At 42.8% G+C, this 12,602-nt stretch carries 10 protein-coding genes, 1 tRNA gene and 1 other annotated feature; all 11 genes read left to right on the top strand.

All coding sequences use genetic code 11. From position 1 onward, the window contains the following. Positions 1 to 2: 2 nt before the first annotated feature. The 11 genes from racE to JI665_RS09605 all read left to right on the top strand — a co-directional run bounded on the left by racE (position 3) and on the right by JI665_RS09605 (position 12,516). Positions 3 to 797, top strand: coding sequence for a glutamate racemase (racE, locus tag JI665_RS09655; protein ID WP_312886157.1), 795 nt, complete (start codon positions 3 to 5; stop codon positions 795 to 797). A 335-nt stretch (positions 798 to 1,132) separates the two neighbouring features. Further along, positions 1,133 to 3,274 carry a DNA helicase RecQ gene (gene recQ, locus JI665_RS09650; protein ID WP_206839012.1) on the top strand — a complete coding sequence of 714 codons (2,142 nt, stop codon included), beginning with the start codon at positions 1,133 to 1,135 and terminating at the stop codon, positions 3,272 to 3,274. Between the two features lie 230 nt (positions 3,275 to 3,504). After that, positions 3,505 to 4,572, top strand: coding sequence for a GerMN domain-containing protein (locus JI665_RS09645; RefSeq protein WP_206839011.1), 1,068 nt, complete (start codon positions 3,505 to 3,507; stop codon positions 4,570 to 4,572). A gap of 175 nt (positions 4,573 to 4,747) precedes the next feature. Continuing rightward, positions 4,748 to 5,518, top strand: coding sequence for a ribonuclease PH (rph, locus tag JI665_RS09640; RefSeq protein ID WP_206839010.1), 771 nt, complete (start codon positions 4,748 to 4,750; stop codon positions 5,516 to 5,518). A gap of 1 nt (position 5,519) precedes the next feature. Further along, positions 5,520 to 6,131 carry an XTP/dITP diphosphatase gene (locus JI665_RS09635; protein ID WP_206839009.1) on the top strand — a complete coding sequence of 204 codons (612 nt, stop codon included), beginning with the start codon at positions 5,520 to 5,522 and terminating at the stop codon, positions 6,129 to 6,131. Beyond that, entirely contained in the window at positions 6,128 to 6,646 is a 519-nt protein-coding gene (locus JI665_RS09630; protein WP_206839008.1) for a metallophosphoesterase, read from the top strand. The genes JI665_RS09635 and JI665_RS09630 overlap by 4 nt, the downstream gene beginning before the upstream one ends. 145 nt (positions 6,647 to 6,791) lie before the next feature. Then, a tRNA-Arg gene (locus tag JI665_RS09625) sits at positions 6,792 to 6,868 on the top strand. Between the two features lie 464 nt (positions 6,869 to 7,332). Beyond that, positions 7,333 to 7,595, top strand: a binding site (T-box leader). Between the two features lie 81 nt (positions 7,596 to 7,676). Further along, positions 7,677 to 9,398: an acetolactate synthase large subunit gene (gene ilvB / locus JI665_RS09620; RefSeq protein WP_206839007.1), complete on the top strand. Its 1,722-nt coding sequence runs from the start codon at positions 7,677 to 7,679 to the stop codon at positions 9,396 to 9,398. Beyond that, a complete protein-coding gene (ilvN, locus tag JI665_RS09615) occupies positions 9,395 to 9,913 on the top strand; it encodes an acetolactate synthase small subunit (protein ID WP_009333175.1) in 519 nt (172 codons plus the stop codon). Before ilvB ends, ilvN begins: the two co-directional genes overlap by 4 nt. Before the next feature lie 49 nt (positions 9,914 to 9,962). Next, positions 9,963 to 10,985, top strand: a complete 1,023-nt coding sequence (ilvC, locus tag JI665_RS09610; RefSeq protein WP_206839005.1) for a ketol-acid reductoisomerase — start codon at positions 9,963 to 9,965, stop codon at positions 10,983 to 10,985. Beyond that, a complete protein-coding gene (locus JI665_RS09605) occupies positions 10,972 to 12,516 on the top strand; it encodes a 2-isopropylmalate synthase (RefSeq protein WP_206839004.1) in 1,545 nt (514 codons plus the stop codon). Before ilvC ends, JI665_RS09605 begins: the two co-directional genes overlap by 14 nt. The last annotated feature ends 86 nt before the right edge of the window (positions 12,517 to 12,602 follow it).

Raw genomic sequence — 12,602 nt, 5'->3', positions numbered from 1 at the left:
TTGTGAAACAACCTATAGGAATTATTGACTCCGGAGTTGGAGGCTTAACAGTCGCAAAAGAAATTATGCGGCAGCTGCCAAATGAAGATATTGTTTACCTTGGAGATACAGCCCGATGCCCATATGGCCCCCGGCCTGGTGACGAGGTAAAATCTTTTACCTGGCAAATGACGAAATACTTGCTTGGCAGAAATATTAAAATGCTTATCATTGCCTGTAATACTGCCACTGCCGTAGCCCTGGAAGAAATTCGCAGAGAGCTAACGATACCGGTTATCGGTGTCATTTTCCCTGGGGCCAGAACAGCTATAAAAGTAACGAAAAATCATAAGATTGGTGTCATTGGCACAGAAGGCACAGTCAAAAGCAAGGCATATGAAAATGCGCTGATTCAGTTAAACAGGAGATCTGATGTTCATAGTCTGGCATGCCCTAAGTTCGTTCCTCTTGTAGAGAGCGGAGAGTATGAAGGCTCTGTTGCCAAAAAAATCGTGGCTGAGACTCTTCAGTCTATTAAAGGAAAAGGAATGGATACACTCATTCTCGGATGTACCCATTATCCTTTATTAGAACCAATTATTAAAAATGTAATGGGAAAAGGCGTAAATGTCATCAGTTCCGGTGAAGAAACAGCAAGGGAAGCAAGTACCATTCTGCATCACTATGGAATGCTTAAAGCTGTTGCAGAGAACCCTGAATATAAATTCTGCACAACGGGCTCACCGGCCATTTTTTCTAAAATTGCTTCAAAGTGGCTGGGATTTCCTGTAAATACTGCAGAAAAAATATCGCTTTAACACATGCAGACACCTTCTGAACTTTTTCAGAAGGTGTTTTTAAAACTAATCATAACATCTTGAACGCGGATAACTGTCTAGCTCCACAAGGAATGCTTTGACAGCTTTATCATCGCACGACTAAAAGCGCTAGCTTTTATGAGGAGCGCCTACCCCCTCGAGGTGAGGCCCCCCAGGATGGGGGTTATGCAGACGTTGCCACAGGACGTGGCGTTCTTAATCTGCTTTCCTTCGTGGGCAAGGCGCTTCCGCTTTTCTTTTAGGATTACATTTTAAAAAAGCTTTGGTATCATGAGAATGAAAGACAAAATATATTAGTTGAGTTGGTGATCAATTTGCTCGCACAAGCCGAAAACTATCTGAAAAAATATTTTGGATATACCTCTTTCCGCCCTGGTCAACAGGAGATTATTCAAAATATCCTTTCTCAAACCAATACTCTTGGCATTCTCCCAACTGGAGGCGGAAAGTCAATCTGCTTCCAAATACCCGCTCTTGTACTCCCCGGAACGGCCATTGTGATTTCTCCCTTAATTTCCCTGATGAAAGATCAAGTAGATGCTCTTAGTCTTGCCGGCATCCCGGCTGCTTTTATCAACAGCACGCTGTCTTCTGCCGAGTATCAGCATGTTGTAGCGGGAATACGCAAAGGTGAATATAAGCTCGTGTATGTGGCGCCGGAACGATTTGGTTCCATGGCCTTTTTGGATTTATTAAACGATATTTCAATTAGTGCTATCGTCTTTGATGAGGCGCACTGCATCTCCCAATGGGGACATGACTTTAGACCAAGTTATCGTTCGGTTGTCGCTGAGCTTAACAGCCTGAACCAGAAACCTGTAATCGCTGCTTTGACAGCAACAGCAACACGGGATGTTGCAAATGATATTCGCAGGCTTTTAAACATAGGAGAGGAACATACGTTTATTACCGGTTTTGCAAGGGAAAATTTATCTTTCCACGTTTTGAAAGGTGTTAACAAAAGGGACTTTATATTGCAGACCATTAAGAAACATAAAAACGAAGCGGGAATAATATACACTTCAAGCCGCAAGGAAACGGACCAGCTGTACCAATTTTTAAAAGGCAAGAATTTGTCTGCTGCCAAATATCATGCAGGCCTAAAGGAAGAAGAACGAAAAGAAGCACAGGATACCTTTGTATACGATGAATCAGACATTATGATTGCAACGAATGCTTTTGGAATGGGGATAGATAAATCCAATGTCAGATATGTCATCCACTATAATCTTCCGCGGAACATTGAAGCCTATTATCAGGAAGCGGGAAGGGCCGGCAGAGATGGCGTTGATAGCACCTGCTACCTGCTGTTTGCCCCTCAGGATATCCAGCTGCAGAAGTTTTTGATAGAGGAGAGCAGTCTGAATCAACAAAAAATGGAGCAGGAATACAGCAAGCTTAAGGATATGGTTAATTACTGCCATACAGAAAAATGCCTTCAGTCCTATATCATTGAATATTTTGATGAGAATGCCGATCCTATTCAATGCGTCAAATGCAGCAGCTGTCTGGATGAACGGACAAGCATGGATATTACACAGGAAGCTTTAATGATATTCTCATGCATCAAGCGGATGGGAGAAAGATTTGGAATTACTTTGACAGCCCAGGTTTTGAAAGGATCGAATAATAAGAGAATCCGCGAAATGAATTTTCATAAACTTTCAACATTCGGATTGCTGAAAAGCCGCAAAGAAAAAGAGATTGGTGATATGATAAATTATCTGCTCGCTGAGGACTATCTGGCTTTAACAGATGGAAAATATCCGACTGTAAAGCTGTCGGCCAGTGCAGTTCCCGTGTTGAAGGGGCAGAAAAGATTATTTATGAAAATAAGCGAGCCGGTGCGTATTCAGGAAACAGAGGAAAACAATGAGCTCTTCGAGATGCTGAGAAAACTTAGGAAAGTGATTGCAGATGAAGAAAATGTCCCTCCTTTCGTAGTATTTGCTGATGCAGCATTAAAAGAAATGAGCCGCTATTTTCCCGTCAGCAAGGACATGATGTTAAATATTAAAGGCGTAGGGCAAATGAAGTTTGAAAAGTATGGAGAAGACTTTATCCAGGCTATCAGAGAATTTGCCGAAGAACATAATATTTCGCCTAAGCCGGCTACAGAAGCGCCATCAAAATCAGAGGAACCCATAGATGATCGTCCAAGCTACCAGATTTCCTTTGACTATTACAAGGATGGAGATTCAATAAGAGAAATAGCCAAAAAGCGAAATTTCTCACCGATAACAATTCAAGAGCATATATTTCGCTCAATCAGAGAAGGCAATGTAATTGACTGGTCAGATATTTTCAATGAAACTGAAGAAAAGCTCGTTTTACAGGCTGCTGAAAAGGCTGGTAGAGACAAACTTAAACCAATCAAAGAAGAACTTCCGGAGGAGATAGATTATTTTAAAATCAAAGCTGTCCTGATAAAAGATGAACTGCTGAAACAAATATGACAGAGAAGCTCCTTATGGGGGCTTCTTTTTTTATGAAAGATAAGAGAATTTTGAACGTCGATAAGCAGCCTATCCCCTCGAGGTGTCGGGGGTGGGCAAGGCGCTTGCGCTTTTCCTTCGGTTTGTCCAAATTTGTCAAAAATCTATTAACACTTTTATCCTAAAAGACGGTCTAAATTTCAGATAGGCTCGTATACATGTAGTACAAACTGTCTCAGGGGGGATTATGTATGTCTTTAAATAAAAAAACGTCTTTAGTGTCGGCTGTGCTGGTATCATCTGTTCTATTATCAGGCTGCGGATTGTTTGGAAGCCAGGGGAAGGAAAAGGTCGATCCGCCAAAAGCAGTATCTTATACCGATGAAGGCGAGAGTGTTGCAGAAGAAACAGCTGGAAAAGAAACAGCCGAAAATGAAGAGGGTGTTACGGCAAATCTTAAAACAGAGCTTTACTTGATTGATAAGAATGGGTATGTCGTTCCCCAGACAATTGATCTTCCAAAAACTAATTCAGTTGCTACACAGGCGTTAGAGTACCTTGTAGAAAACGGTCCTGTTACAGAGCTTCTTCCAAATGATTTCCGAGCAGTCCTTCCGGCTGATACAAAAGTTTCTGTAAATATTAAAGATAAAGTTGCAACCGTCGATTTTTCAAAAGAATTTCAGGAATATGCTAAGGAAGATGAAAAGAAAATTCTCCAATCAGTTACCTGGACACTTACACAATTTGATTCCATTGATAAAGTTAAGCTGACATTAAACGGACATGAATTAAAAGAGATGCCTGTGAATGGCACTCCGGTCAGTTCTGCGTTAAGCAGAGCCAATGGAATAAACATGGATACAACGGAAGTAGTAGACATCACGAATACGAAGCCGGTGACCGTTTATTATCTGGGCGGGGATGAAGAAAACTATTATTACGTGCCTGTTACCAAGCGTGTAAGCAATGATATGGACAATAAAGTTGAAGCGGTTGTATCCGAACTGATAAAAGGGCCGAACTATGCATCCAATCTGGTGACAGACTTCCTTCCGGATGTAGAACTGCTTGAAGCTCCAAAAGTTGAAGAAGGAAAAGTCACATTAAACTTCAATGAGAATGTTTTCAGCAGCTTCGAAGAGAAAATGATTTCCAAGCACTTACTGACTGCACTTGTCCTTTCACTGACAGAACAAAAAGGCATCGAAAGCGTTGCTGTCACTGTTGATGGCAAAGCAGAGATTGTCAATGAGGATGGCCAAAAACTGTCTGAGCCTGTAACCCGTCCTGAAAATGTGAATACAGGAAGTTTTTAATAGGGCAGATTTTGTTATACTATATAGTAACAGGAAAAAGAGGTTGGCATTTACTGCCGCCTCTTCTTTGTTGGTGAAATGAAGTTATGCCAATGTACCTGGACAAAAACATACTTAGGGCGATGCTCTGGTTAAATAATTTTTTTACATATGGAAAAGAAGGGGGAATCAGCTTATGCGTGCAGATGGACGTGAACCGAAGCAGCTTAGGCCTATACATATTGAAACAGATTACTTAAAGCATCCTGAGGGCTCTGTCCTTATAACTGTGGGAGACACGAAGGTGATTTGCACAGCAAGTATCGATGAAAGGGTCCCTCCTTTTATGAGGGGACAGGGGAAAGGCTGGATAACAGCTGAATATTCCATGCTTCCAAGAGCAACGGAACAGAGAAATATCAGGGAATCAGCAAAAGGGAAAATCTCAGGGAGAACAATGGAAATCCAGCGTCTGATCGGCCGTGCTCTCCGTGCAGTGGTGGATCTTGATGCACTTGGCGAAAGAACGGTTTGGCTTGATTGCGATGTAATCCAGGCGGATGGAGGGACTCGGACAGCATCCATTACAGGAGCCTTTGTCGCTATGTCACAGGCGATGGATAAATTATACAGCAGCAAGAAGCTTACTCACTATCCAATAAATGATTTCCTTGCTGCCACAAGCGTGGGAATTCTTAAAAACAAGCAGGCTGCAGTGGATTTGAATTATCTTGAAGACTCTTCAGCGGAAGTAGATATGAATGTCGTTATGACTGGAAGCGGTGAGTTTGTGGAGCTTCAGGGAACGGGAGAAGAAGCGACTTTTTCTTATACCCAGCTGCAGGAAATGCTGGGTGCTGCGCAGGAAGGGATAACAGAGCTGTTTGAGTTTCAAAAGGCTGCGCTTGGAGAAAAAATCTCAGAAAGCATTCAAAGCAAAAGAGAAAAGCTGGAGGGGAGGTCATAGCATGCAGGAAGTCATTATCGCTACTAAAAATGCAGGCAAAGCCAGAGAGTTTGAACGGATGTTCAAGCCTCTTGGGTATGAAGTTAAAACGCTGCTGGATTATCCTGATTTTCAGGATGTAGAGGAAACAGGAAGCACGTTTGAAGAGAATGCCATTCTGAAAGCGGAAGCCGTTTCAGAAGCTTTTGGAAGAATGGTAATTGCCGATGATTCAGGATTAATCATTGATGCGCTTGGAGGAAAGCCAGGCATCTATTCCGCCCGCTATGCAGGAGAAGAAAAAAACGACCAGAAAAACATGGAAAAGGTTCTCGATGAGCTCAAAAACATTCCGGATCATAAGCGGCAGGCTCGGTTCTATTGCGCTCTTGCAGTAGCTGCACCCGGAAAAACTACTATAACAGCTGCAGGAACTTGTGAAGGCCATATCTTAAGAGAAAAAAGAGGGACTAATGGATTTGGCTATGATCCTATTTTCTTTGCAGAAGAAAAAGACAAAGCAATGGCTGAATTAATGCCGGAGGAAAAAAGCCTGATCAGCCATAGGGCAAATGCTCTCAAAAAGCTGGAGGAGCTGCTTCCTTCTTTCGTAGCCGGAGCTGAGAACTCATGAGGGTTCTGATTGTCAGTGATAGCCATGGGTTAACCTCTGAACTCAGCAAAATCCGCGAAATGCATCCGGATATGGATCTGATGATTCATTGCGGAGATTCTGAGCTTCAGGCAGATCATGAATCATTGATAGGCTACACTGCTGTAAGAGGAAATTGCGACTTTGAGGCAGCATTCCCGGAGGATAGAATAGAAGAAGCAGGGGGACTCCGCCTTTTCGTCACACACGGACACAGATATTCCGTTAAGTCTACCTTAATGAATCTGTCATACAAGGCACGTGAAATGGAAGCAGATATTGTATGTTTTGGCCATTCACATGGTCTGGGAGCTGAAATGTCTAATGGGATATTATTTATTAACCCTGGGAGCATCCGGCTGCCAAGAGGAAGAAATGAAAAGACATATGTCATACTGGAAGCCAGGGGGAAAAATGTTACATTGGATGTGTATGACCTGTCTAATGGGAAAATTCCTGATTTGACACAAAATTTTTCACTGGTAAAAAGCGAGTAATTTGAATATAATAACTGAGGGAAGCCAGTCTTCCCTCATTAATAAAAAATATCTTACCAAAGTGTTGACTTCTTAACATTTGTCTAATATAATAAATCTTGTCGTTAAGTTAATTAATCTCAACCAAGTAAAAAATTTTCAATACGTCCCAGTAGCTCAGCTGGATAGAGCAACGGCCTTCTAAGCCGTCGGTCGGGAGTTCGAATCTCTCCTGGGACGCCATTTACACATCTGGCAGCACTACATATCTTACCGAATTCTTACTCACCTTTTTGGTGAGTTTTTTTGTTTTTAATTTAGTTGCAATGGCAGGAGTCTGCCAGTGCAGCCCTCGACTTAAATCGTCTTTACAAACCTCTTAATATTTGAACCTCATATCAGCTGTCATCTCCCGTAATTAAAAAATTCTCTAAAATTTTTTTGTCCCAGGGAATGTGAATATATCAACAATGTAAGCGGATACAGAAAAACAGATTAATCGAAATTATCAAATAATTCACAGAAAGGGTGTTGACGGCTGATAAAAATGGGCGTAAGATAGTCCTCAATATAAGAAATTCACACCTTTAAGTTAAATAGAATTATAACCTTCATCTAAGTGAAATCTCTCTCTCAATATGAATTTTTTTAACTTAATAATTCAGTGGTTTAAAGCGTTAATGTTTTAATGGGTTTTACTCCGAATAGGAAAAGCGTAGAAGAGGATAAGTAGTTTTATGACAGGCATTCACAGAGAGCCGGACCTGCTGAAAACCGGTAATGCCCTCTTAAAATGAACTCACCTCTGAGCGCAGTCCTGAAAGATGATCGATGATCGACTAGGGGCTGCCGGGTGTTCTTCACCCGTTATCAAAACGGACAGCATATAGCTGTTCATGAGTGCACGCACTATAAGCGTGAATCAGGGTGGTACCGTGGAACAGGTTATCAAAGCCTTTTCATCCCTTATACCTACAATCGATAGGTGTCTTTAGGGGTGGAAGGGCTTTTTATATTGGAGTTATAAATTACATGAGGAGGTTATCAACAAATGCTGCAGGAAGCTGCCTTAACAGAAACAAAAACGGAGACACATCCTGTCACCGGTGCAGATCTGTTATTAAGAGCCTTGGAGAAAGAAAATGTTGAAGTGATTTTTGGTTATCCTGGAGGAGCTGTTCTTCCACTCTACGACAAACTGTATCATTCAGAGATTCTTCATGTGCTGCCGCGTCATGAACAGGGAGGAATTCATGCTGCTGAAGGGTATGCCCGGATAACTGGAAAACCGGGTGTTGTAATTGCCACTTCAGGACCAGGAGCCACTAATATTGTTACCGGGCTTGCAGACGCAATGATGGATTCACTTCCGCTGATTGTTTTTACAGGTCAGGTGGCAACGGGAGTCATTGGATCAGACGCCTTTCAGGAGGCAGATATCCTGGGGATAACCACTCCAATTACAAAATACAATTATCAGGTCCGCAGCATTGAAGATATCCCGAGAATTGTTAAAGAAGCTTTTTATATAGCTTCAACCGGCAGGCCAGGACCGGTGCTGATCGATATCCCTAAAGATATCGCTGCGGGAATTTCAGATCAGCCCGAGGAAGAAAAGGAAGTGAATCTGCCGGGATATCAGCCGACATTGAAACCAAATTACCTGCAAATAAGGAAGTTAACTGAAGCGGTCAGCAGATCGAAAAAGCCTGTCATCCTGGCTGGTGCTGGCGTGCTTCATGGAAGAGCATCCAAAGAATTAAAAGAGTACGCAGAGCAGCAGCAAATTCCTGTTATTCACACACTCTTGGGCCTCGGCGGGTTTCCGGCAGATCATCCATTATTCATCGGAATGGCAGGGATGCATGGCTGCTATGCAGCCAACATGGGACTTACAGAATGTGACTTGCTGATAAATATTGGAGCCCGATTTGATGACAGATTAACAGGAAACTTACAGCATTTTGCACCACATGCAACAGTCGCCCATATTGATATTGATCCTGCTGAAATCGGCAAGAACGTTCCGACGTCCATTCCGATTGTGGCAGATGCAAAAGAAGCTCTTGAGCAGCTGATTCTGCAGGATGGAAAACCGCCGGCCCATAAAGAATGGATGGAAACCATCCTGAGGTGGCAGGAGGAATATCCATATTTCTATGATAAAGAATCTGGACGGCTGAAACCCCAGAAAGTCATGGAAATGCTTCATTCAAAAACAGAAGGGAATGCCATCGTCGTAACAGACGTAGGACAGCATCAAATGTGGGCAGCCCAATACTACCGCTTTAATAAGGCAGACAGATGGGTGACTTCAGGGGGGCTAGGAACAATGGGATTTGGATTCCCTGCAAGTATCGGAGCTCAGCTGGCTGACCCGGAAGCATGCGTACTCGCTATTTGCGGAGATGGAGGATTCCAAATGTCAACGCAGGAGCTTGCCGTTATACAGGAAATGAACTTGCCGGTAAAAATTATCATTTTTAATAATATGGCCCTTGGCATGGTTCGGCAATGGCAGGAGATTTTTTATGAGTCCCGCTTCTCTCACAGCAAAATCCCAGTACAGCCTTCTTTCGTAAAATTGGCAGAAGCCTATGGAATAAAAGGATATGTCATTCAATCTGAAGAAGAAGCTGAAGAGTTATTGGATGAAGTGCTTCATAACCGTGAGCCAGTGCTTATCGATTTCCGGGTGGATCCGGATGAAAATGTGTATCCGATGATTGCACCTGGAAAAGGACTTCATGAAATGGCAGGTGTAAAACCATGAAAAGAGTTATATGCCTGACTGTTATGAATCGGCCGGGCGTTCTAAACAGAATCACGAATTTATTTTCCAAAAGAAACTTTAATATTGAAAGCATTTCAGTTGGCCTGTCTGAACATGAAGGGATGTCGCGCATCACTTGTGTGGTCCATGTTGAGGACTCCAGTGCCAGTGAACAAATTACAAAACAGCTAAACAAGCAAATCGATGTGATAAAAGTGACTGATATCACTGATCAATCGATAGTGGCAAGAGAGCTCGCCCTCATTAAAGTTCAGGCGGTCCCTTATACCAGAAATGAAATTTACTCATTAATTGAACCTTTCAGAGCTTCTGTAATAGATGTCAGCAAGGATAGCATGACCGTTCAGATTACAGGTGAATCTGATAAGGTAGAAGCTTTCATTGAACTCATTAAACCATATGGAATTAAAGAGCTTGCCAGGACGGGAACAACGGCATTCCCTAGAGGAACACAGCGTACTTCCCAGCAGTCCAAATCATATTCAATTGTTTAATAAATCTATTACTAAAATATAAAATTTTAATCGGAGAGGGAGATAAAACATGGCAAAAATGTACTATAACGGAGATGCAAATGCAGCTTATTTAAACGGAAAGAAAGTAGCGGTTATCGGATACGGATCTCAGGGACATGCGCATGCGTTAAACATGAGGGACAGCGGAGTTGAAGTTGTAATCGGCCTTAGAAAAGGGAAGTCTTGGGAAAAAGCAGAAGAAGACGGCTTCCAGGTATACTCAGTGGGTGAGGCAGCAGCACAGGCAGATGTAGTGATGATTCTATTGCCGGATGAACTCCAGCCAAAAGTATACAAGGAAGAAATTGAACCGAATCTATCAAACCAGGCATTAATGTTTGCCCATGGATTTAATATCCATTTTAATCAGATCGTGCCTCCAAAAGAGTGTGATGTATTGCTTGTAGCACCAAAAGGGCCAGGGCATTTGGTCAGAAGAACATATGAACAGGATGCAGGTGTCCCAGCTCTGTTTGCAGTCCATCAGGATGTAACAGGAGAAGCAAAGGAGCTTGCCCTTTCTTACGCTAAAGCCATTGGGTCACTTCGCGCAGGTGCATTGGAAACAACTTTTAAAGAAGAAACGGAGACAGATCTGTTTGGTGAACAGGCAGTGCTTTGCGGAGGGCTTACTTCATTGGTTAAAGCAGGATTTGAAACTCTTACAGAAGCAGGCTATCAGCCGGAACTTGCATACTTTGAATGTCTGCATGAGCTTAAACTCATCGTTGACCTTATGTATGAAGGAGGTCTGGAAGGAATGCGCTATTCCATCTCGGATACTGCACAATGGGGTGACTTTGTCAGCGGCCCGCGCGTGGTAGATGCAAGGGTGAAAGAAGAAATGAAGGCAGTTTTGAAAGATATCCAGGAAGGTAATTTTGCTAAAGGCTGGATTTTGGAGAACCAGGCAAATAGACCGGTATTTAATGCAGTGAATCAGAGAGAGAATGAGCATCCAATTGAACAGGTAGGAAGAGAGCTTCGCAAAATGATGCCGTTTGTCAATAGCAGCAAGAAGAAAGAAGTGGTCGTAAGTGCAAACAATTAAAATATTTGACACAACGTTACGAGATGGCGAACAATCAGCAGGTGTCAACCTTAACTTTTCCGAAAAGTTAGAAATAGCCAGGCAGCTGGAGCGCCTGAATGTAGATATTATTGAAGCCGGTTTTCCTGCAGCGTCCAAAGGTGATTTTGCTTCTGTACAGAAAATTGCCCAGACGATTAAAAATTGCTCGGTCACAGGACTGGCAAGAGCAGTTATCTCTGACATAGATGATGCATGGGGAGCATTAAAGGACGGGGCTGAGCCAAGAATACATACATTCCTGGCAACCTCTCCAATCCACAGGCAATATAAGCTAAAGAAAACGAAAGAAGAAGTGGTTGAAACAGCAGTAGAAACAGTTAAGTATGCTGCTTCAAAGTTTCCGATCGTCCAATGGTCTGCAGAGGATGCTACCAGAACAGAATTGCCTTTTCTTGCTGAAATAATTGAAAGGGTCATTCAGGCAGGGGCGAGGATCATCAATATACCGGATACTGTTGGATATACAACACCTCAGGAATATGGAGAGATATTTCAATATCTAAGAAATCATGTTCCTTCTATTGATAAAGTGTCTCTATCGGCTCATTGCCATGATGACTTGGGAATGGCCATAGCTAATTCCCTTTCAGCTATAGAGAATGGAGCAACACAGGTTGAGGGCACCATCAACGGGATTGGTGAAAGAGCTGGAAATGCGGCTTTGGAGGAGCTGGCGGTAGCCCTTTATATCCGGAATGATCATTATCAGGCTTCGACGCGTCTGAACCTTCAGGAAATCAGCAGAACGAGCAGCCTGATCAGCAAGCTGACAGGCATGGTGGTACCTGCAAATAAAGCAATTGTCGGAAGAAATGCTTTTGCACATGAATCAGGAATACATCAGGATGGGGTACTGAAGGAAAAAACAACTTATGAAATTATTTCCCCTGATCTAGTCGGATTCCAATCCAATTCCATGGTGCTTGGAAAACATTCTGGACGTCATGCCTTTAAAAACCGCTTGAGTGAACTGGGGCTTGAAGTAGCAGATGAAGAAGCAAACCGTCTATTCACAGTTTTCAAAGATTTGGCCGACCGCAAAAAAGAGATGACAGACGACGACCTTGCAGCCATCGTACTTGAAGAGAAGCTCTCCAAGGAGCAGCGGTTCTATGATTTAATCGGTATTCAAATTCAATATGGCACTAACTCTGTTCCGACTGCAACTGTTACTCTGTCAGGATCGAACAACGAAGTGATCCAGGAAGCGGGTACTGGAGCAGGAAGCATCGAAGCGCTCTATAACACATTGGAAAAATGCCTGAATGGAACAGCTAACCTTCTGGATTACCGCATTCAATCCGTTGGGGCCGGAAGAGACGCATTAGCACAGGTTTATGTAAAGCTTAACTACGAAGGAATGGAAACCAGCGGCCGCGGTTTGGCCCAGGATGTGCTTGAGGCTTCCTCAAAAGCTTACTTGAACGCTGTTAATAGAGTGATATATATGAAAGAGAAAGCACAGGCACAGGCGGTAGAGGCGAATTGATCGAGCTCCCGTTCTTCCCCTGCGGAAAGCAAGTAACATGTGCTGAAATCAAAGTGCTTCATTCACTAAACGATAATAAATAAGCA

The organism is Bacillus sp. NTK034, assembly GCF_017303275.1.
GTDB lineage: Bacteria > Bacillota > Bacilli > Bacillales > Cytobacillaceae > Cytobacillus.
Note: the sequence above shows the minus strand (reverse complement) of the source record. Positions and strands in the feature narration are given on the sequence as shown.

Excerpts from the sequence above, each read along its gene's own strand:
- JI665_RS09645 (WP_206839011.1), top strand. The coding sequence starts at position 3,505 with ATGTCTTTAAATAAAAAAACGTCTTTAGTGTCGGCTGTGCTGGTATCA.
- rph (WP_206839010.1), top strand. The coding sequence starts at position 4,748 with ATGCGTGCAGATGGACGTGAACCGAAGCAGCTTAGGCCTATACATATT.
- JI665_RS09635 (WP_206839009.1), top strand. The coding sequence starts at position 5,520 with ATGCAGGAAGTCATTATCGCTACTAAAAATGCAGGCAAAGCCAGAGAG.
- JI665_RS09630 (WP_206839008.1), top strand. The coding sequence starts at position 6,128 with ATGAGGGTTCTGATTGTCAGTGATAGCCATGGGTTAACCTCTGAACTC.
- ilvB (WP_206839007.1), top strand. The coding sequence starts at position 7,677 with ATGCTGCAGGAAGCTGCCTTAACAGAAACAAAAACGGAGACACATCCT.
- ilvN (WP_009333175.1), top strand. The coding sequence starts at position 9,395 with ATGAAAAGAGTTATATGCCTGACTGTTATGAATCGGCCGGGCGTTCTA.
- ilvC (WP_206839005.1), top strand. The coding sequence starts at position 9,963 with ATGGCAAAAATGTACTATAACGGAGATGCAAATGCAGCTTATTTAAAC.